At 69.4% G+C, this 19,501-nt stretch carries 21 protein-coding genes; 9 read left to right on the forward strand and 12 right to left on the reverse strand.

The features are described 5' to 3' along the window. The first annotated feature begins 103 nt into the window (after positions 1–103). Both AOM45_RS07380 and AOM45_RS07385 read left to right on the forward strand, forming a co-directional pair. Entirely contained in the window at positions 104–1,015 is a 912-nt protein-coding gene (locus AOM45_RS07380) for a sensor histidine kinase (protein ID WP_156093759.1), read from the forward strand. Next, positions 1,012–1,656 carry a response regulator gene (locus AOM45_RS07385; protein ID WP_030466991.1) on the forward strand — a complete coding sequence of 215 codons (645 nt, stop codon included), beginning with the start codon at positions 1,012–1,014 and terminating at the stop codon, positions 1,654–1,656. Before AOM45_RS07380 ends, AOM45_RS07385 begins: the two co-directional genes overlap by 4 nt. Here the strand turns inward: AOM45_RS07385 and aroF are convergent. Then, positions 1,634–2,668, reverse strand: coding sequence for a 3-deoxy-7-phosphoheptulonate synthase (gene aroF / locus AOM45_RS07390; RefSeq protein ID WP_030466992.1), 1,035 nt, complete (start codon positions 2,666–2,668; stop codon positions 1,634–1,636). The two genes, AOM45_RS07385 and aroF, sit on opposite strands and share 23 nt — an antisense overlap. Next, the gene (locus AOM45_RS07395) at positions 2,665–3,840 is read right to left on the reverse strand and encodes a condensation domain-containing protein (RefSeq protein WP_059362279.1); all 1,176 of its coding nucleotides are present in this window, start codon (positions 3,838–3,840) and stop codon (positions 2,665–2,667) included. The genes aroF and AOM45_RS07395 overlap by 4 nt, the downstream gene beginning before the upstream one ends. A 66-nt stretch (positions 3,841–3,906) precedes the next feature. On the opposite strand from AOM45_RS07395, the gene AOM45_RS07400 reads away from it, so the two are divergent. Beyond that, positions 3,907–4,659: a thioesterase II family protein gene (locus AOM45_RS07400; RefSeq protein ID WP_030466994.1), complete on the forward strand. Its 753-nt coding sequence runs from the start codon at positions 3,907–3,909 to the stop codon at positions 4,657–4,659. After that, complete coding sequence (locus AOM45_RS07405; protein ID WP_030466995.1) at positions 4,656–5,669, forward strand: winged helix DNA-binding domain-containing protein; 1,014 nt, start codon at positions 4,656–4,658, stop codon at positions 5,667–5,669. Before AOM45_RS07400 ends, AOM45_RS07405 begins: the two co-directional genes overlap by 4 nt. Before the next feature lie 82 nt (positions 5,670–5,751). Here the strand turns inward: AOM45_RS07405 and AOM45_RS07410 are convergent, their stop codons facing one another. Both AOM45_RS07410 and AOM45_RS07415 read right to left on the reverse strand, forming a co-directional pair. Continuing rightward, positions 5,752–6,438 carry a G1 family glutamic endopeptidase gene (locus AOM45_RS07410; protein WP_051783084.1) on the reverse strand — a complete coding sequence of 229 codons (687 nt, stop codon included), beginning with the start codon at positions 6,436–6,438 and terminating at the stop codon, positions 5,752–5,754. A gap of 95 nt (positions 6,439–6,533) precedes the next feature. Next, positions 6,534–7,100, reverse strand: coding sequence for a DJ-1/PfpI family protein (locus AOM45_RS07415; RefSeq protein WP_030466997.1), 567 nt, complete (start codon positions 7,098–7,100; stop codon positions 6,534–6,536). 55 nt (positions 7,101–7,155) lie between these two features. Between AOM45_RS07415 and AOM45_RS07420 the strand changes: the two genes are divergently transcribed. Genes AOM45_RS07420 through AOM45_RS07435 form a run of 4 tightly spaced genes read left to right on the forward strand, consistent with a single transcriptional unit; the run spans position 7,156 to position 11,133 of the window. Beyond that, positions 7,156–7,827 (forward strand): flavodoxin family protein, encoded by a 672-nt coding sequence (locus AOM45_RS07420; protein ID WP_030466998.1) that lies wholly within the window; start codon positions 7,156–7,158, stop codon positions 7,825–7,827. 3 nt (positions 7,828–7,830) lie between these two features. Further along, positions 7,831–9,159: a phenylacetate--CoA ligase family protein gene (locus AOM45_RS07425; protein WP_051783086.1), complete on the forward strand. Its 1,329-nt coding sequence runs from the start codon at positions 7,831–7,833 to the stop codon at positions 9,157–9,159. A 13-nt stretch (positions 9,160–9,172) separates the two neighbouring features. Next, positions 9,173–10,549: an anthranilate synthase component I family protein gene (locus tag AOM45_RS07430; RefSeq protein WP_030467000.1), complete on the forward strand. Its 1,377-nt coding sequence runs from the start codon at positions 9,173–9,175 to the stop codon at positions 10,547–10,549. Beyond that, on the forward strand, positions 10,546–11,133 hold the full coding sequence (locus AOM45_RS07435) for an anthranilate synthase component II (RefSeq protein WP_030467001.1): 588 nt from the start codon (positions 10,546–10,548) through the stop codon (positions 11,131–11,133). Before AOM45_RS07430 ends, AOM45_RS07435 begins: the two co-directional genes overlap by 4 nt. Positions 11,134–11,176: 43 nt before the next feature. Here the strand turns inward: AOM45_RS07435 and AOM45_RS07440 are convergent, their stop codons facing one another. From AOM45_RS07440 to AOM45_RS07475, 8 genes are all read right to left on the reverse strand, one after another. Then, positions 11,177–12,376: a cytochrome P450 gene (locus AOM45_RS07440; protein WP_030467002.1), complete on the reverse strand. Its 1,200-nt coding sequence runs from the start codon at positions 12,374–12,376 to the stop codon at positions 11,177–11,179. Next, entirely contained in the window at positions 12,373–14,127 is a 1,755-nt protein-coding gene (locus tag AOM45_RS07445) for a non-ribosomal peptide synthetase (RefSeq protein ID WP_035909808.1), read from the reverse strand. Before AOM45_RS07445 ends, AOM45_RS07440 begins: the two co-directional genes overlap by 4 nt. Positions 14,128–14,137: 10 nt before the next feature. Next, the gene (locus AOM45_RS07450; RefSeq protein ID WP_030467004.1) at positions 14,138–14,845 is read right to left on the reverse strand and encodes a thioesterase II family protein; all 708 of its coding nucleotides are present in this window, start codon (positions 14,843–14,845) and stop codon (positions 14,138–14,140) included. A gap of 3 nt (positions 14,846–14,848) precedes the next feature. Beyond that, complete coding sequence (locus AOM45_RS07455) at positions 14,849–15,046, reverse strand: MbtH family protein (RefSeq protein ID WP_030467005.1); 198 nt, start codon at positions 15,044–15,046, stop codon at positions 14,849–14,851. A 360-nt stretch (positions 15,047–15,406) separates the two neighbouring features. Beyond that, entirely contained in the window at positions 15,407–15,703 is a 297-nt protein-coding gene (locus AOM45_RS07460; RefSeq protein ID WP_030467006.1) for a nitrile hydratase accessory protein, read from the reverse strand. Further along, a complete protein-coding gene (nthA, locus tag AOM45_RS07465) occupies positions 15,700–16,278 on the reverse strand; it encodes a nitrile hydratase subunit alpha (protein ID WP_030467007.1) in 579 nt (192 codons plus the stop codon). The genes AOM45_RS07460 and nthA overlap by 4 nt, the downstream gene beginning before the upstream one ends. A gap of 12 nt (positions 16,279–16,290) precedes the next feature. Continuing rightward, positions 16,291–16,956: a nitrile hydratase subunit beta gene (nthB, locus tag AOM45_RS07470; protein ID WP_030467008.1), complete on the reverse strand. Its 666-nt coding sequence runs from the start codon at positions 16,954–16,956 to the stop codon at positions 16,291–16,293. Between the two features lie 23 nt (positions 16,957–16,979). Next, positions 16,980–17,918, reverse strand: a complete 939-nt coding sequence (locus AOM45_RS07475; protein ID WP_035909810.1) for a LysR family transcriptional regulator — start codon at positions 17,916–17,918, stop codon at positions 16,980–16,982. Positions 17,919–18,071: 153 nt separating this feature from the next. On the opposite strand from AOM45_RS07475, the gene AOM45_RS07480 reads away from it, so the two are divergent. Then, positions 18,072–19,499, forward strand: coding sequence for an MFS transporter (locus AOM45_RS07480; protein ID WP_035909812.1), 1,428 nt, complete (start codon positions 18,072–18,074; stop codon positions 19,497–19,499). The last annotated feature ends 2 nt before the right edge of the window (positions 19,500–19,501 follow it).

The following is a 19,501-nucleotide window of genomic DNA, read 5'->3' on the forward strand; positions in this document are numbered from 1 at the left end:
CCGAGAAGTCGTGGACGCATTTAGCGCCCGGCTTCGTGAAGATCGCAGTCCACTCATAGATTTTCCTGATGTCCGCGAGCAGCTGGCCCGGCAGGTGGACACCGTGCTCACCGACGTCGAAGCCGCTGTCACGAGCTGCCCAGAGGCAGAACTGCCCCCATTGGCGACCGAAATCGGTGTGAACCGCGCCGTGCACGCCATCCACCCCGTCGAGTCGGTCAAGGCCGCGACCGCGTTGTTCGACGTGGCCCTGCCGGTGGTGGCCGACGAGCTGCGCCGGCACGGTGGCACGGACGCCGACCTGGTCAAGGCGAGCAAGGCGCTGCACCGGTCGATCATGTCCCGGATCGCGCAGGGGTCCATCGCCTACGCGAGCTACCTGCTGAAGAAGGTCACCAGCTCGCACGAGGACGAACGCCACCGCATCGCCCGCGAGCTGCACGACCGCGTCGCGCACTCCGTCGGCAACGCGTTGCAGCACCTCCAGCTGCATGACGCCTACCTCGCCAACGACCCGGCCCGCGCCCAGGCGAAGCTCAAGTTGGGCCAGGACGTGCTGCACGACGCGTTCGACGTCATCCGCCACCTCGCGACCGAACTGCGCGCGTCCGCGGTGATGGCGGGAGGCCTCCAGGTCGCGCTGTCCGACTACCTCGACGCCCACGCACCGTTCGGCGTGGTGCACAACGTGGTGGTGGAGGGCGACGTGCTGAGCCTGCCGGGCGAGGTCGTCGAGGAGCTGTACCTCGTGCTGCGCGAGGCCGCCCGCAACGCGCTGCTGCACGCCGCACCGCAGTCCGTGGACATCCAGATCACCGTCGGCGAGAACCTGGTGCGGGCGCGGGTGCGCGACGACGGCCGCGGGTTCGACCTCGACCAGGCCGCGAGCTCCGGCATGGGGCTCGACTCCATGCGGGAACGGGTAGAGCTGCTCGGCGGCACGTTCGCCGCGGCCAGCAGCATCGGCGTGGGCACGACCGTGATGGTCACACTGCCGTGGCTGGACGCGGCATGACGGTGCGCATCGTCCTGGCCGACGACCACACGTTGTTCCGCGAGGGCCTGCGCGAACTGCTGTCCACCGACCCGGACTTCCAGGTGGTGGGCGAGGGTTCGAGCGGCGACGAGGCGATCGCGCTGGCCGAGGAGCACCGGCCGGACGTGCTGCTGCTCGACGTCGAGATGCCGGGCCCCGGCGCGAAGGCGGTGATCGTCGCCCTGCGCGCCGCGATGCCCGAACTGAACGTGATCATCCTGACCATGCACGACAGCGCCGGCGTCGTCCGCGACCTGCTGCAGAGCGGTGCCGCCGCCTACCTGGTCAAGAACATCGCACGGGACCAGCTGGTGGCCGCCGTGCGCTCGGTGAGCCGCAACAGCGAGAACGTCGTGCTGTCGATCCCCCGCGAGACCATGGACGCGCTGGAACCGCCCGCCGAACAGGCGAGTCCGTTGTCCGCACGCGAGCTCGACGTGCTGCGGCTTGTGGCCAAGGCGATGAGCAACGCGCAGATCGCCGCCGCGTTGTTCATCAGCGAGGGCACGGTGAAGCGCCACCTGACCAACATCTACGGCAAGCTCGACGCCGTCTCGCGCGTCGACGCCATCAAGAAGGCCGCCGCCGCCAACCTGATCACCGGACTCGAGCAGGCGTAGCGGCACGCATCGTCCGCCCCGCCGCGGCACAGGCGTGCCCGAGCCGTTCCATCAACGCGGGCAGCTCCTCCACCGGCAGCGCCTGCGCACCGTCGCACAGCGCGGTGGCCGGATCGTGGTGGCTCTCCAGGATGATCCCGTCGGCACCGGCGGCCGCGGCGGCCAGGGCCAGCGGCACGACGCGTCCCTTCGCACCGGCGGCGTGGCTCGGGTCCACGATCACCGGCAGGTGCGTGCGCTCCTTCAGCACCGGCACGGCCGCGACGTCGAGCGTGAAGCGGTAGCTCGTCTCGAACGTGCGGATTCCGCGTTCGCACAACACGACCTGCTCGTTCCCGCCGTCCAGCAGGTACTCGCACGCGAGCAGCAGCTCGTCCAGCGTCGCGGCCAGCCCCCGCTTGAGCAGCACCGGCACCCGCGTGCGGCCCGCTTCCCGCAACAGCGTGTAGTTCTGCATGTTGCGGGCACCGATCTGGATCATGTCGACGGACGACGCCATCACCTCGATGTCACGCACGTCCACGCACTCGCTGACCACCGGCAGGCCGGTCACCTCCCGCGCCTCGGCGAGCAGCCGCAGCCCCGGCACTCCCAGGCCGTGGAACGAGTACGGCGACGTGCGCGGCTTGAAGGCGCCCGCCCGCAACGCGTCGGCACCGGCGGCGCGCACCGCTTCGGCGGTGGTGAGGAGCTGGCTGCGGTTCTCCACCGAACACGGACCGGCGATCACTGTGAAGGCCGAGCCGCCGATCGAGGTCTCCCCCAACGTCACGGGAGTGCAGTCGGGGCGGCCGCGCAGACGTGCCGAACGGGGATACGCGGCGGGCAGCTTCGCGACGTCGAGCACGCACGGTTCGTCTGACAGCAGCGCACGAATCGCGTCGCGGTCGCCGGACAGCGACAGCAGCTCCGGTGTGTGCACGCGCAGCCCGGTGCCCGCGAACTGCACGAGGTCGATGATGCGACGCCGATCCGCGGGCGTGCACGCCTCGCTCAGCATGATGACGATCATGTGGTCAGACCCTTCAGTAGGCGGGCGTAGTCCCGCAGCACCCCGTGGGGCGCGCCCTTCGGGTGGTGTGCCTCGATCACGTAGCCGCCGCCGTCCGGTTTGACGTTCACCACCAACGAGAACTTCGACGTGCGGTACTCGGGCTCGACCGCGGCCGGGCCGCTCGAGTCGAACACGAACATCACGTCGACCAGCGGCGCCGCGGCCAGGTACTCGGCGGGGAACAACCGTTCCACGAGGTGCTCGAACGGCACGGTGGCGTGCGCGAACGCCTCGACCGCCGTCGTTCTGGCGCGCCGCACGACGTCCGGGATCTCCCCCGCGGTGTTCACGCGCAGCACGAGCCGGTTCACGAAGTAGCCGATGGTGCGTTCGACGTCGGGGCCGCGGCCGGACATCGACGTGCCGATCGCGACGTCCTCGCTGCCGGTGCGCTCGCCGTGCAGCTTCGCGAACAACGCGAACATCGTCATGAACGGCGTGGCCTTCGCCTGCAGCCCCAGCAGGCGCACCTTCTCCGCCACGTCGGCACCGATCCGCACGCGCTCCACTGTGGACTCGCAGGACCTGCCGTTGCGGGGTTCCAGCCCGGCGAGCCTGCGCCGCCAGTAGGCGACCTCCTGTTCGGCGCGGCGCGACGCGAGCCATCCGCGTTGGCGGGCGGCGTGCTCGTGGTGCGGCAGGGACGGTTCAGGCAGCTCCTCGCCGCGGTACGCGCGGGTGAGCTCGTCGACGAAGACGCGCATCGACCAGCCGTCGTTGGCGATGTTGTGGATGTTCACCAGCAGCAGGCCGCCCGGCAGCAGGCTCATCCGCAGCGGTGGTTCTGAGCCGAGGTGGAACGGCCGGAGGTTCTCCTCCCGCAGTGCCGTCTGTACGTCCGTGTCGACGACTTCGAGTCGCGGACGGGAAACCGGGACCTGCCACAGCGTTCCGTCGTCCCAGTCGTAGGCGGACGTGAGGATCTCGTGCCGGTCTAGCACGACGTCCAGCGCGCGCCGCAGCCGGGATTCGTCCACCGGCTCCGGCAGGCGCAGCGCCCACGGCCAGCTGTACGCCGGATCGGCGGGATCGGCCTGGTTGAGCCGCCAGAAGCGCAACTGGCCCGGCGTGGTCGCCTTCCTGGCGGCCAGCAGGGCGAGCAGCTCGCGGCGTTCGTCGGACAGAGTCACACCCACGACGATGGCGTGCGGTGGTTCGGCACCGGTTACGTAACCGCGACGGGATACACCCGCACGATGAACCTGTTGACACCGCAGGAGAACCCGGACGCGCCGGTGCGCGTGGTGTGCTTCCCCAACGCCGGTTCCGGTGCCGCGGGCTACCGCGCGTTCGCACCGCTGCTCGCACCGGCCGCCGAGCTCACCGTCGTGCGGCTGCCCGGCCGGGAGGCCCGAATCGCCGAAGAACCGCACCGCAAGCTGACCGAGCTGGTGCCACGGCTCGCCGAGGAACTCGTGGAGTGCCTGGACGTCGGCACGCGCCGGCTCGCGTTCTTCGGGCACAGCATGGGCGCGCTGGTCGCGTTCGAGCTGGCCCGGCACCTGCGCCGGTCAGGACTCCGGCTGCCGGACCGGATCATCGCGTCGGGCAGGCCCGCGCCGCACGTGCCGTACCCGCCGGGCTACGAGTTCGTGCACAGCCTGCCGGAGGACCGGCTCGTGCAGCGGTTGCGCGGCTACAGCGGCACGCCGGACGAACTGCTCGAGGATCCGGCACTGCTGAGCATGTTCCTGCCCACGCTGCGCGCGGACTTCGAGGTCGTCGAGACCTACGAGTACCAACCGGAACCTCCACTGCCGTGCGCCATCTCCGCGTACGGCGGGATGTCCGACGAGGAGGTGCCGCCCACGACCGTGGCGAGCTGGGCGGAGCACACCACGGGCGCGTTCCGGCTGCGGCTGTTCGACGGCGGCCACTTCTACCTCGACGAGTCGCGGCCCCGCGTGGCGCGTGCGGTTCTCGACGATCTGCGAAGCTTGGGGGCGTGAAGTCGATCTCCTGGAAGCAGGTGGCCGCGTGGCGTGCCCGGCGGCACGGCCTGCACACGTTGCGCCCGGCCGGCGACGCGCTGGCCGTCGTGAGCGAACTGTGCGGGGTGCACGCGCAGCTGATGTCCTCGGCCGGGCTGACGCTGCACGCGCGGCTGGACGGGTTCGCCGCCGAGGACGTCGACCGGTTGTTGTGGCAGGAAAGGACGCTGGTCAAGACGTGGTGCATGCGCGGCACCCTGCACCTGCTGCCCGCCGCCGAGTACTCGCTGTGGCAGGCGGGCCTCGACACGTACGCGCACTACCGCAAACCGGTGTGGCTGCGGAACTTCCACATCACGTTGGAGGAGCAGGACCAGCTGCTCGACGCCGTGCACGCGGCGCTGGACGGCCAGGTCCTCACCCGTGAGCAACTCGCCGACGAGGTCACTCGGGTCAGCGGAGACGCCTCGATCGGTGACAGGCTCAGGGAGAGCTGGGGCGCGCACCTCAAACCCGCGTCGTTCCAGGGAAAGCTCCTCTTCGGCCCCAACGACGGTCAGAAGATCAGCTTTGCCAGGCCGGACCAGTGGCTGCCCGTTTCCCCGAGGCCGCAGGAACCGTTGCCGGAGATCGCCACGAGGTTCCTGAACGTGCACGGCCCCGCGACGCGCGACGACTTCGCTCGGTGGTGGGGAGTCACGCCCGCGGAGGGCGCGAAGATCCTGGCCCGGACTTCGGCGTCGCAGGCAGAGCTCGACGGCCAGACGTGGTGGGTCGCGGACCTGGACGCGGTGCTGGACGCCGAACCCGTGCGCGGTGTGCGGTTGTTGCCCGCGTTCGACCAGTACGTGGTCGCGGCCACCCGACATGCTCAGCACTTCCTGCGCGGAGGGTCGACCGAGCTGATCTACCGGCCGCAGGGCTGGTTGTCCGCAGTGGTCGTCGTGGACGCGGTGTTCGCCGGGATCTGGCGGCACCAGCGCAAGGGCAAGCGGCTCGTGGTGGAGGTCGAGCCGTCAAGGCCCTGACCGCCAAGGCGCGCAAGGGGGTCGAGGCCGAGGTCGAACGGCTCGCGGGCCACCTGGGCGGCACGCCGGAAATCGTGTGGAGCTAGGGCCTCAGGAAGTAGACGTTGAAGTCACGGCCGCCGTCAGTCAGCCGGCTCGCGTACGCGCGAACCTTCCTGTCGCTGGAGTCGGGGTCGGTCATGGTCCAGTGAACCAAGTCCCTGCGGCCGATGGGAATGTCGTTGATCTTCGCGTTCCGCAGCTCGATCCGATCGAACCTCGTCATGGGCTCGTTCTTCGGTCCCTCGACGATCACCTCTGCCGACCTGCCTCGTCCGGTGGTCGCCAGCTCGCCCGAATCGAACTCCGCCGAGTCGTAGTCCATGATGAAGTAGTCGAACTTCCCCGTCCCCATGGTGATCCGGGCGTGGATCGTGTCGCCGGGAGCGACGTCGAACAAGTACACGGGCTTGGCCGGATAGGCCTCGGCGAACGTCCTGTACCTCGGCAAGCCGTCGTCGCACTCGGTGACCGTTCCGGTCTGGTCGACCGTGTTCTCGCCCGACGTCTGGCTGCCCATGCCCACCCACACCGCAACCGCGGAATCCTCGTCGGCATCACAGGTCGCACCGGGAACGGTCCATGTGGCGCTCACGTATTTGAAGCCGTTGGTTCTCAGCGCCATGTACCCGGCCCAGAAGGGCGCGTCACGGCTGTCGTCAGCCCAGGCGGGCGGCGTGATCGCCACCGTGGACACCACGACGGCGAGAAGTGCTGCGATGCGGTGCATGGTCCGTCCCTCTCGTTCGGTCCCGTTTGGACCCGAGTGTCGGGTACATCAGGGCCGGCACCACCGAAAGGCACCCGAAAGAGCAACAGTCACGCTCAGTACTGGATGTACCGCTTGACCTCCGCCGCACGCTCCGGGCTCGCCAGCCGCGACACCAGGTGCAACGCCATGTCGATCCCGGCGGACACGCCGGCCGCGGTGATCACGTCACCGTCGTCCACGAACCGGTCGTCCTCGCGGACCTCGATCGTGGGATCGAGGAACTCCAGGAACTCCACGGTCTCCCAGTGCGAGGTGGCCGGGCGGCCTTCCAGCAGGCCGGCCGCCGCGTACACCAGGGATCCCGTGCACACGCTCGTCATCAGGCCGGTCGTGGCCCGCTGGCCGCGCACCCAGTCGAGGTGCTCCTCGTCCTTCACGAGCACCTCGGTGCCCTCGCCGCCGGGGTGGACCAGCACGTCCCACGCGGGTGCGTCGGCGAACGAGTGCTGCGGGGTCAGCACCATGTCCTTCGCGCACGTCACGGGCTTGCCGTCACGGGAGAAGGTGGCCACCTGGTAGCCGTCTTCGGGATGGCCCCGGGTCCACGCGGCGAGCACCTCCCACGGGCCGACCACGTCCAGTTCCTCCACGCCTTCGAACAGCAGAATGCCGATGTTCATGCGGCCAGCGTGCGCGGTGCCGGTTACGTAACCGGCCGTTCCTAGCCTCGACGCCATGAGCAGCCCGAAGATCGTCGCCATCCACGGTTCCGAGCGCAACCACGGAAACACCGCAGACGTGCTCGAGTACGTCGGCAAGGTGCTCGCGGCACGCGGGGTCGAGCTGGAGGTCGTCCGGCTCGGCGATCTGCGCATGTCGCCGTGCGGTCCCTGTGGGGACTGCAACTCGCGCACCGTGCCCTGTGCGCTGGAGGACGACATCCCCGGTGTCGTGGAACAGATGGCGCGCGCCGACGGGATCCTCTACACCGCTCCGGTGCACGGGTTCGGCACGGGTGCGTTGATGCAGGCATTCATCGAGCGCTCCGGCGTCGGCTTCATGCGGTTCGAGCGGCCGCTCACCAACAAGGTCGGCGGCGTCATCGTCATCGGCCGGCGCTACAGCCACACCGAGGTCTACCACCACCTCACCGCCAACGTGCTGCTCAACCGCATGATCATGATCGGCAGCGGTTTCCCGGCGATCGTCTACGGCAACCAGCCCGGCGACGTGCTGCACGACGACGAGGGCCTGCAGATGGTCGAGCGCATGGTGAACCGGATGGTCGACCTCGTTCACGTGCTGCGCGAGCACCGTGAGCTCACCGGACGCGACGGGCTCGACACCGAGCTGGCCAACGAGCGCGACGACAAGTGGTTCGCCGCGCGCCACTCCCCGATCGGATGAGCCATGGACTACCACGAGCTGTGCCAACGGTACTACGCGGGCGAACTGTCCGAAGAGGACATGCGGGCGTGGCGGCTGGAACGGCTGGACGTCGTGCTGCGGCACGTGCGCGAGAAGTCGGACTTCTACCGCAGGCACCTGCCCGACGACGTGCCGTTCACCGGACTTCCCTTCACCACCAAGGCGGATCTGCGCCGGGAGATGCACGCCGTGCTGAGCGGTGACGTCTCCGAGGCCGCGATCTACTACGAGACCACCGGTACCACCGGCGCGCCGACCCCGTGCCCGCGCAGCGCCAGGGACGTCGAGTGGAGCAACCTGCACGTCGAACGGTCGTGGCGGCACATGTTCGCGCGGCACTTCGGCGACCGCATGCCCGTCGTCGGGTTGATGGGGCCGTCCGAGCTGTACGCGTTCGGTGACACGTTCGGCGAGGTCACGCAGAGCATGGGCGCCTGTCACGCCAAGATCTGGCCGGAGTCGAGCCGGGTCGGGTTCGCCAAGGCGTTGCGGCTCATGAAGGAGCTGAACGTCGAGGTGATCGCGTGCGCGCCGACGTTGTGCCTGAACCTCGCGAAAGCCGCACTGTACCACGGTTATGAGCTCAGCGACTTCAACGTGAAGATGTTCCTGGTGCTCGGGGAGATCTGCACCCCCGAGTTCGCCGCGAACGTCAAGTCGATCTGGGGCGCGGACGTGCTGCCCGGCCTGTACGGCTCGCAGGAGGCGCTGGCGATCGCGACCGGGTGCGTCGAGAACCACCTGCACCTGTCCGACCCCAACTACCTGGCCGAGGTGATCGACCCGGACACCCTCGAACCGTCCGGCGACACGGGCGAGCTGTGCCTGACGATGCTGATCGACGGCATCAAGCCGCTGATCCGCTACCGCACCGGCGATCTCGTGCGGGTCGGCGGCACCTGCGCGTGCGGGTTGCCGGGCACACCGATCGAGGTGATCGGGCGGGTGGACGACCGGATCGCGCTGGGCGGCGGGCAGTTCCAGCCCGCCGAGATCGAGTCCGCGGTCCTGCACGGCGTCACCGGGTGCCTGGGCTACCAGGTCGAGATCGATCCCGGCGACCGCGTCACCGTGCGGCTCGACCTGCTCGACGGTGACGAGAGCGTGGTGCGCCACGGCATCGTCGAGCGGCTGCGGGACAGGTTCGCTGTGGGTGCGGACATCGCGGTCGACGCCGAGCTGGACCCGATCACCAACACCGGTGCGTTAGTGAGCTGGAAAGCCGCGCGCATCAAGGACAACCGCACCGGACCCGACCGCGTCGTCGAGGCCGCCCGCACCGCGGCGGCCCGGCACTCGTACACCACCTGACCAGGAGGCCGCGATGGTGTCGACCGAGCGCCGGGCACTCCCGGCGGCCGACCCGCTGACCACCTACCTCGCCCTCGCCGAACGGTTCGGCACGGACGAGGTCTACCTGCTCGAGTCGCCATCCGGTCCGGAAACCGACTGCCGCCACGCGGTGGTCGGTTTCGGCGTGCTGCTGACGTTGTCCGTGTTCGGGGACGAGGTGCGGCTCACCGGCGTCCCGGCCGTGGTCGAGGCGGTGCGGTCGAGGATCTCGCTGCCCTTCGACGACCTGTGGGAGCTGTTGCGCCAGGCGCAGAGCGCGTTTCCGCCGTTGCCCGACTTCGGCTTCCTGTCGTTCTTCGGCTACGACACCGCGCACTACGTGGAAGAGCTGCCGCGGACCATCGCGCGCAACCACGACGAACCGGACGTGTGCGTGGTGCTGCACCAGGGCCGGATCCGGTTCGACCTCACCACCGGCGAGGCGGAGCTGCTCGTGCACCACAGCTCGCTGTGGCCCGACCTCGAACCGGACGCGGTGCTCGACGCGCTGAGGGGCGCCCCTGAGATTCCCACTCCCCGGCTTCCCCCGGCGGAGTGCGTGGACGAGACGGACGAGCCCTCCTTCCACCGCAACGTGCTGCGGGCGTTGGACCACATCGCGATCGGCGACATCTACCAGGTGCAGATCGGGCACGAGCTGCGCATCACCAGCCAGCTCGCGCCGATCGACGTCTACCGGCGGCTGCGGGAGCGCAACCCGTCGCCGTACATGTACCTCGCGAACTTCGGCGGGCACACCGTGATCGGCGCGAGCCCCGAGCTGTTCGTGCGCTACGACGGCGTCGTCGCGACCATGCGCCCGATCGCGGGCACGATCCCGTTGGACGCGGGCCCGGAGGCGGCGGCACAACTGCGCGCCGACCCCAAGGAGATCGCCGAGCACGTCATGCTGGTCGACCTGTGCCGCAACGACATCGGCCGGGTCTGCGACCGCGACACGCTGGACGTGCCGGACATGCTCGTCGTCGACCGCTACTCGCACGTGGCGCACCTGGTGTCCACGGTGACGGGCCAGGTGTCCGACGCCGACGCCTACGACGTCATACGGGCGCTGTTCCCGTCCGGAACGATGACGGGTGCGCCGAAGATCCGCGCGATGGAGATCATCGAGTCCATCGAGTCGAGCCGCCGCGGCATCTACGCGGGCGCGCTCGGCCTCATCGACTTCGACGGGACGCTGAACCTGGCGCTGTGCATCCGCAGCCTCACCCACACCGGCACCACGTACCGCACCAGGGCCTCGGCCGGTGTGGTCGCGGACTCCGATCCCGGCAAGGAGTGGCGGGAGACGCTGGCCAAGATGAGCGCCGCCTACTGGGCGGTCACCGGAAAGGAGCTCGCCTCGTGAGGACGCTCGTCGTCGACGCCTACGACAGCTTCGTGCACATCATCCGGCAGTACCTCGACTCCGTGGACGCGGGCCCGGTCGTGGTCCGCTCGAACGAGCTGACTCCGGCCGGCGTGGCGGAGATGCGGCCGGACCTCATCGTCCTGGGCCCAGGTCCCGGCCACCCGTCTGCCTCCGGGCACGTCGAGCTGGTGCACCGGTTCGCCGACTCGACGCCGATGCTCGGCGTGTGCCTGGGCCACCAGGCCATCGGGCTCGCGCACGGCGCCGACGTCCGGCCCGCGAACCACCTGGTGCACGGCAAGACCAGCCCGGTCCGGCACGACGGCCGCGGAGTGTTCCGCGGCCTGCCCAGCCCGTTCGACGCGACCCGGTACCACTCGTTGATCGTCGTCGAGGACACCGTGCCGGACGTGCTGGAGGTGACGGCCTGGTCGGAGGACGACGGCTACGTCATGGGGCTGCGGCACCGGACGTTGCCTGTCGAGTCGGTGCAGTTCCACCCGGAGAGCATCACGACCGGGCACGGGCTGCGGCTCTTCGCCAACTTCGTCAGAACGTGGGCCACGGCGAAGTCCGCGTGAAAGAAGGGCGGCTCCCGCGGGAGCCGCCCTTCGTCGTCCGGTCTCACACCACCCGCACCGGCATGTGCTTGGTGCCCAGCATGAAGTTCGACCGCAGCCGCTCGACCGGCCCGTCCAGCGCGAACCGGATCCCGCGGTCGCGCAGCAGCTCGAACAGGATCGTGATCTCCTGCCGAGCCACGGTCTGCCCGATGCAGCGGTGGTTGCCGACACCGAACGCGATGTGGTGGTTGGGCGTGCGCGTGACGTCGAACCGGTCCGCCGCCTCGAACACGTCCTCGTCGCGGTTCGCCGACGCGTTCCACAGGGTCAGCTTGTCGCCCTTGGTGATCGCGACGTCCCGGATGGACGTGTCACGGGTGGCGGTGCGCTGCACGTACGCGTTGGTCGAGGTCCAGCGCAGGATCTCGTCCAGAGCGGTCGGCAGGACCTCCGGATCGGCGTAGAAGCGGTCCGCCTGGTCCGGGAACTCGTCGAAGGCCGCCACGCCGGCGCACGCGGTGTACGGGGTGGTCTCGTTGCCACCCACCACGACGTTGAGGGAGTTGTAGAGGATCTCCGCGTCGGACATCGGGCGGCCGTTGACGCACGAGCTCAGCAGCATGCTGACCAGGTCGTCGCCCGGTGCGTCGCGGCGTTCGTCGGCCAGGTCGCCGAGGAAGTCGAAGAGCTCGACCTGCGCGCTGACCAGGGCCAGCTCGCCGTCCCGGTACTCGCCGTCCTCGGAGCCGATCATGTTGCGGGTCAGCGCCAGCAGGTGGCGCGCGTCCTCTGTGGACAGTCCGAACATGGCCGCGAGCACGCCCGCCGGCAGTTCGGGTGCTACCTCGACCGCGAAGTCGCCGCCGCCAGTCGCCACGATCCGGTCCAGAGCGCGGCCTGCGTACTCCCGCACGCTCGTGCCGATGACCTCGAGCATCTTGGCGGCGAAGCCCTGTTTGACCTGCTGGCGCAGCAGGCGGTGTTCCGGCGGGTCGGCGCAGATCAGCATCTGGCCGGTGGCGCTGTCCTGGGCGCTGCCGAACGAGCCGCCCATCACAGTGCCCTGCTCGGAGCTGAACGTCGACGGGTCCAGGTACACGTCGTGGATGTCGTTGTACTTCGTCAACGACCAGAAGCCGCCGTCCGCAGACGGGTTCCAGTGCACCGGCTCGTGGTGCCGCAGGTACGCCCACACCTCGTGCGGATCACCGTGCACGAACAGGTCGGTGTCGGTGAGATCGATGGTCCTGGCGGTGGTCACGACACCATCACCCCTTCCCTGGTCCGGTCCACGAGTTCCGCCAGCTCGCCGAGCACGCTCGACTCGAAGACCGCGCGCGGCCGCAGCGTCACGCCGAGCTCCTTGCGCACCAGCGAACGCACCCGGACGGCCAGCAGCGAGTGGCCGCCCAGCACGAAGAAGTCGTCGTCGACGCCGACGTGCTCGACGATCAGCAGCTTCTCCCACAGCTCCGCCAGGTACTTCTCCGTCTCGGTGCGCGGGGCGACGTGGTCCGGCCGTTGCCGCAGCCGGCTCGCGGCGGTGTGGCCGAGGTCCTCCCAGTCGCGCTTGCCGTGCGCGTCGGTCGGCATCGCGGGCAGCACGATGAACTCGCTGGGCACCATGAAGTCCGCGACGCGCCCGTCGAGGTCCGCGCGCAGTTCCTTGAGCGACAACGACTCCACCGCGGGAACGAGGAACGCGACGAGTCGCTTGTCCCCCTGTTCACCGGTCGCGATGACGGCCGCCTCGCGCACGTCCGGGTTGGCGCACAACGCTCGTTCGACCTCACCGGGCTCGACCCGGTAGCCGCGGATCTTGACCTGCGTGTCGAACCTGCCCAGGTACTCGAGCACATCGCCGTTCCAGCGGACGCGGTCGCCGGTGCGGTACATCGCGCCGCCGTCGGCCCCGAACGGGTCGGGCACGAACCGTTCCGCGGTCAGGTCCGGCCGGTTCAGGTAGCCGCGGCTCACGCCGACGCCACCCACCCAGAGCTCGCCGGGTTCACCACGCGGCACCGGACGGAAGTCGGCGTCGAGCACGTAGAGCTCGTAGCCCTCCAGCGCGCTGCCGATCGGCACGCTCTCGGCTTCCTCCGGCACGTCGGTGACCTCGAACGCGGTGCACGCGGTGGTCGTCTCGGCCGGGCCGTACAGGTTGAAGAGCCTTCCCTCGAACTTGCCGGCGAGCAGGTCGCGGCACGTCGAGGGCAGCAGCACGTCGCCACCGGAGTGCAGGATCCGCAGCGGTGCGAACGAGTCGCGGTCCACCTTCACCGCGTGGTTGATCGCGATGGCGGGCGCCAGCATCACGGTGATCCGGCGGCGCTTGAGCTCGCGCTGCAGGTCACCGTCGAGCAGCTCCGGGATCGACGGCAGCACCACGAGCTCGGCGCCCGCGGCGAGCGTGTTCCAGAGCTCGAAGTTGGCGGGGTCGAAGGAGATGCTCGCGACCTGCGCGATGCGGTCCTGCGGGGTCATCTCGGGCAACGCCGGGTTGAGCGCGAACGCGACCATCTGCCGGTGCTCCAGCACGATGGCCTTCGGCTGCCCCGTCGATCCCGAGGTGTAGAGGACGCACGCGGCGTCATCGGGCTCGGGGCCGGGCAACGGTCCGGGTGACTCCACCGGCTCGCTGCGCCAGTGCAGGACCTCGACGTCCGGCAGCCCGGCCGCGAGGTCCGGTTCGGTGATCACCAGCCGCACCTCGCCCGCGGTGATCATGTAGTCCCGCCTGCCTCCCTCGTACCGCGTGTCGATCGGCAGGTACGCGGCGCCGGCCTTGAGCACGCCGAGCACGGCCACGACGACGTCCACGCCGCGGTGCAGGTGCACGGCGACGCGGTCCTCCTTCCCGACCCCGATCTCGGCGAGCCGGTGCGCCAGCGCGTCCGAGCGGGCGTCCAGCTCGGCGTAGCTGAGCTGCTGTTCGTCGTCGGCGACCGCGGCCTTCCCGGAGTGGTCCCGCACACTGCGCGCGAACAGTTCCACGAGCGTCTTGCTGGTCACGATTTCCGCCTCATTCCTTGAAGTCCCGTGCGATGACGTCGCGAAGCTCCGCGGGCGCGCTGAGGAAGTCGAAGAAGTCGCCCTTCAGCACGTGCTGCGTCACATCGCCGTACTCGGCCCACTCGCCCATGTCCCCCGGCGGCACGATCGTGTCGTCCGCCCAGCCGATCGTCGTGATCGGACACTTGAGCGGCCGGACCGGCGGCGCGTGGTCGACGCACATCTCGATGTCGTTGCGCAGCACCATGACCGACAGCTCCAGCAACTCCGGCGCCGGTACCGGCCCGCCGAGGCGTTTCGTGATCGCCAGCAGCTCCTCGGCGAGGTGCTCGTCGGACATGTCGGGGTGGAACGGTTTCGACACCCCGAGGTACGGCACGTACGACGACGACACGAACAGCCGCTGCGGCTTGTGGTCGAGCCGGTCGGCGACCGCGTGCGCGAGCAAGGCGCCCATGCAGTGCCCGAAGAACGCGAACGGCCGGTCCAGGAACGGCGCGAGCTCCCGCGCGGCGTCCTCGGCGAAGGAGTCGAAGTCGCCGTACGCGGGGTCCCGCATCCGGTTCTCCCTGCCGGGCAACTGGACCGCGCACACCTCGACGTCGCCGATGCGGCCGGGCCAGTCGCGGAACGCCGAAGCGCCGGCTCCGGCGAACGGGAAGCAGAACAGCCGTTTTGCGGCGTTCGCATCGGGCTCAAGCAGCAACCAGCGTCCCATCGATCACTCCGTTCCGCTCTCGTCACCGGGTCGCATGTCGCGCCACAGCTCGGTCACCTGGTTCAGGCACGCCTGCCGGCTGCCGGAGAAGCCGGTCGGCCGCCATCCCCGGGGCACGGCGAGATCAGTGGGCCAGATGCTGTAGCGGCCCTCTGCGTTCACCACGACCCGGAAGAACAAGCCGCAGTCGGCCCGTGTCATGTAGACCTCCCGAACCTGCCTGGCGGCCGAAGTTAGGCGCCGGAGGTTAGGAAGGGGTTATGAGGTGTGGCGGCACACGGAGTGCGCAGGGGGCGCGGCACGCGGAGTGCGCAGGAGGCACGGCACGCGGGGTGCGCAGGGGCCGTGGCACGCGGGGTCCGCAGGAGGCACGGCACGCGGGGAGCGCAGGGGCCGTGGCACGCGGGACGTGCGGAAGGCGCGGCACGCGGGACGTGCAGGGGGCGCCGCACGCGGAGAGCGCTGGCTGCGGCGTACCGAGTGCGGGAATGGGCAGCGGGCGCGCGGCGACGTAACCGCCACCGAACCCGGCACTCGTAGCGTCCAACGGGAAAGCTCGCGTTAGTGCTCGCGATGCTCCAAGACAGAACGCACTGACGCTGACAGGGCGCTGGTGTCGAAGACCCCCGTCGACACCAGTGCCCGCTCCAACGCGACGAGCCAGTACTCGTAGTACCGGTAGGGAGCCCGAGGGTCCCGTTCGCCGATGGACTTCACCAGCTCGGCGCGGAAGTCGTCCCACACCAGCGTCCCGGACTCGGCCAGCGCGACGGCGAGGCCGAAAGCCCTGCTCTCCCAGGGGAACTCGAACAGCAGCTCGCCGTTGCTGCGCGGCACGTCGGCGGGGAGCTCGGTCACAGCACCGCCACCCCCACCATCGACTCGCGCGTCACGACGCCCGCGAGTCGTTCCTCGTCCCAGTCCTCGGTGCCGGCGGGCCGTTGGGGCAGCGTGAAGTAGCGGACCTCGGCGCTGGAGTCCTGCACCCGGATCTCGACGTCCTCGCCGAGCGGCAACCCGAAGTCCTCAGCCAAGACAACACGCGGCTCGGCAACCATGCGGGCCCGGTACTCGGGGCTCTTGTACCAGTTGGGCGGAATACCCAGCACGGGCCAGGGATAGCACGAGCACAACGTGCACACGACGACGTTGTGCACCGACTCGGTGTTCTCGACGGCGACGAGCTTCTCTCCTTGCAGGCCACCGATGTCCAGCTCGGAGCACGCGGCGGTGGCGTCTTCCAGCAGGCGTTGCTTGAAGTCCGGGTCCACCCAGGCCCGTGCGACGACCTTCGCCCCCAGCAGCGGCCCGATCTCGGACTCGTAGACGTCGACGATCTGGTCCACCGTGTCCGCGCCGATCAGACCGCGTTCGACGAGCAGGGCCTCCAGCGCCTTGACGCGAGCGCGCAGTTCGGCGTCGTCCGACACGATCCCTCCCCAGGTTCAGGCCGGTTCGAGGTAGCTCTCCCAGACGTCGACCAGGACCTCGTGGTCCCCTTTACCCCACAGGTCGTGTGCGCTAAACCCCACGTTGTAGGTGTTTTCCGGGTTCTCGCCCTCGTGGTGCGCGTTGGTGTCCGGCAGCACGAACGAGCCGTCGACGCGGTGCACGACACCGACGTGGCCGCGGACGTACGCGGGCAGCCGCGTGTGGCCGGGCTTGGCGTCCCGCACGGCGCGAACGCGGTCGCCGACGGAATACCGCGGCGGTCCGGCCGGGCGGTCCAGCGAGGCACCGAACTCCAGCGTGTCGCGGAACAGCTCGAACAGTTCCGGCTGGTCCTTGCCGCGCACCTCGAGGTCCGGTTCCTCCAGGAACTCGGCGACGCGCTCGCGCAACGCCGAGGCGTCCAGCACACCGAGCTCGGTCAGGTTGGTCTCCATCGCCACCAGCCACTGCTCGAAGTAGCTGGTGGTGCGGTATTCGTCGACCGGCATGCGTTCGCGGGCGTGGCGGTTCTCGTCGCGGTTGTACAGGCCGACCGTCGACGTGGCCATCGTCAGGCCGAAAACCTTGCGCTCCCAGTCGTGCAAGAACAGCGGCTCGTCCGGGTCGAACCGCACGGGCCCGAAGCCCTGCGCCCCGCCCAGGTCGTGTGGACCGTCCATGGACCCATCGTGGCAGCCGGCGGTTACGCGGACAGGCCGATCCGGTCCGCCTCGGCCAGCCACACGTCCGGCGGCCAGGTGAAGCCCTCGGTGAACGCGTCGAGCAGCGCCTCCAGCAACGGGTGCTGCTTGCCCTTGGGCCACACCAGCGACCACGGGTAGACCGGCGTCGGACCGGTCAGGTACACCACGGCCGCACGGGACGTCGGCGGCAACTGCATCCGGCCGCCGACCAGCGTCGCGACCTCCGGGCGGGCGGCTATGTCGTCGACCAGGTGGTCCAGACTCAGCGACGGGCCTGAGAAGTCGACGTTCAGGCCCCACGCGTCCGCGAACTGCTCCAGGTAAGCGGCCCATTCCGCCACGGCACCACCGATCGGCGCCCAGAGCGGAACGTCGCGCAGGGACGCGAGACCCACGGAGTCGGCGGCGGCGAGCGGGTGATCGCGGCTCACCAGCAGCGCCAGCGGTTCCAGCAGCACCAGGCGGTGCGCCAGTTCGGCGATTTCTCGTGGCGCCAGCGAGTGCACGCGGCCGAACGCCGCGTCGGCCTCGCCGGTGCGCAGCGCGGGCAGCGCGTTCGGCAGGCCGTGGCGCATGCTCACCTCGATCGGCAGGTCCTCCAGCCTGCGCGTGGCGTGCCGGACGAGCTGCATGGGCGCCAAGCGTTCGTCGAGCACGTCGACGCGGACGGTCTGCCTGGTCCCCTTGATGGCGGCGACGGCGGCGTCCGCGGCGGCCAGCGCGTCGATCGCGAACGGGAGGAAGCGTTCACCGGCCTGAGTGAGTTCGACCTTCTGGGTGGACCTGTCGAAAAGTCGCACCGACAGCGAATCCTCCAGCTTGCCCACTCGCTTGGAAAGGGCTTGCTGGCTCACGTGCAGGCGTTCCGCAGCCCGCCCGAAGTGCAGTTCTTCGGCTGCGGTGACGAACGCCCGCACCTGCCCCATGTCCAGTTCCACTGCTCCATCTTGGGTAACAACCGTTGGTTGTCAAGCTGGGCTTGGTTGTTGTTGGACCGGGGAACCCTGGTGGGAGTTTCCTGGGATAGACCCGTTTTCGACTGTCTCACGGGAGTTCACATGTCCACTGTGGAGAAACGTAGCCGCGAGAGGGTGACAGCCCCCGAGGCGAACCCTCGCCGGTGGCAAGCGTTGGCCGTGCTGGCGCTGGTGCAGTTCATGATCGTCATCGACAACACGATCGTGAACATCGCCCTGCCGTCCATCCGGAACGACCTGGGGACCTCGCAGGCGGGTCTCGCCTGGGTGGTCAACGGTTATCTGCTCACCGCGGGTGGTCTGCTGCTGCTCGGTGGGCGGTTCGCCGACCTGCTGGGCCGCAAGAGGATTTTCGTCATCGGTACGTCGATCTTCGCGCTCGCGTCGCTGACCAGCGGTGCCGCGTGGACCTCAGGCGTGCTGATCGCGAGCCGGTTCCTGCAGGGCGTCGGTGAGGCGCTCGCGTCGCCGGCGGCTCTGGCGCTGATCGTGCTGATGTTCACCACGCCCAAGGAGCGCGCGAAGGCGCTCGGCATCTGGGGTGGTCTGGCCGGTATCGGTGCCACCGTCGGTGTCCTGCTGTCCGGTGTGCTCGTCGACCTGGCGAGCTGGCGCTGGGTGTTCTTCATCAACATCCCGATCGCGATCGTCGCGCTCGTGCTGTGCGCCAAGCTGGTGCAGGACGCGCCCGCGAAGGGCGTTCGCCGCAAGCTCGACGTTCCCGGCGGCCTGCTGGTCACCGGTGGTCTGGTCCTGGTCGTGAACGGCCTGCTGCGTGCGGCCGAGCACCCCTGGGGCAGCTTCGGCGTGTGGGGTTCGTTCGTCGCCGGTGTGGTGCTGCTCGGCCTGTTCGTCCTGGTCGAGGCGCGGTCGGATGACCCGATGATGCCGTTGCGGTTCTTCGCGAACCGGACGCGCGTGTCGGCCAACGCCGTGACGATCCTGCTGACCAGTGCGATGGCCGCGATGTTCTTCCTCGTCACGCTGTACGTCCAGCAGGTGCTGGGTTATTCGCCGTTGCAGTCCGGTCTGGCCTACATCCCGTTCTGCATCGCGTTCATCCCCGGCATGGTGCTGTCCACCCAGTTGGTGACGCGTTTCGGCCCGAAGACGGCCATCATCGTCGGCTTCGTGGTGTCGGCGGCAGGCATGTTGCTGCTCGCCCGGATCGACGCGCACGGCTCGTTCTGGGGCCAGCTGGTGCCGGCGACCGCGGTGCTCGCGTTCGGTCTCGCCATCGGCCTGCCCGCGCTGCAGAACGCGGCGCTGCATGAACTGTCCGATGAGGACGCCGGACTGGGTTCGGGTGTGCAGACGTCGGTGCAGCAGCTGGGTAGCGCACTCGGTCTCGCGGTGCTGACGACGATCGCGCTGAACCACGCCTCTGCCTCTGTGGCCACCGGTGTCGCGCAGAACGAGGCGACCGTGTCCGGTTACCGCCTCGCATTCGTCGTGGCGGCGATCGTGCTCGCCGTCGGAGCCGCACTGGTGGCGGTCCTCATGCAGAAGGTGAAGGCGCCGGAGAACGCCGTTCCGGCCTGATG

This window comes from Lentzea aerocolonigenes (assembly GCF_000974445.1).
Taxonomy (GTDB): domain Bacteria; phylum Actinomycetota; class Actinomycetes; order Mycobacteriales; family Pseudonocardiaceae; genus Lentzea; species Lentzea aerocolonigenes.

Coding starts and splice junctions, on each gene's coding strand:
- AOM45_RS07385 (WP_030466991.1), top strand. CDS start 1,012: ATGACGGTGCGCATCGTCCTGGCCGACGACCACACGTTGTTCCGCGAG.
- aroF (WP_030466992.1), bottom strand. CDS start 2,668: ATGATCGTCATCATGCTGAGCGAGGCGTGCACGCCCGCGGATCGGCGT.
- AOM45_RS07400 (WP_030466994.1), top strand. CDS start 3,907: ATGAACCTGTTGACACCGCAGGAGAACCCGGACGCGCCGGTGCGCGTG.
- AOM45_RS07410 (WP_051783084.1), bottom strand. CDS start 6,438: ATGCACCGCATCGCAGCACTTCTCGCCGTCGTGGTGTCCACGGTGGCG.
- AOM45_RS07415 (WP_030466997.1), bottom strand. CDS start 7,100: ATGAACATCGGCATTCTGCTGTTCGAAGGCGTGGAGGAACTGGACGTG.
- AOM45_RS07420 (WP_030466998.1), top strand. CDS start 7,156: ATGAGCAGCCCGAAGATCGTCGCCATCCACGGTTCCGAGCGCAACCAC.
- AOM45_RS07425 (WP_051783086.1), top strand. CDS start 7,831: ATGGACTACCACGAGCTGTGCCAACGGTACTACGCGGGCGAACTGTCC.
- AOM45_RS07430 (WP_030467000.1), top strand. CDS start 9,173: ATGGTGTCGACCGAGCGCCGGGCACTCCCGGCGGCCGACCCGCTGACC.
- AOM45_RS07450 (WP_030467004.1), bottom strand. CDS start 14,845: ATGGGACGCTGGTTGCTGCTTGAGCCCGATGCGAACGCCGCAAAACGG.
- AOM45_RS07455 (WP_030467005.1), bottom strand. CDS start 15,046: ATGACACGGGCCGACTGCGGCTTGTTCTTCCGGGTCGTGGTGAACGCA.
- nthB (WP_030467008.1), bottom strand. CDS start 16,956: ATGGACGGTCCACACGACCTGGGCGGGGCGCAGGGCTTCGGGCCCGTG.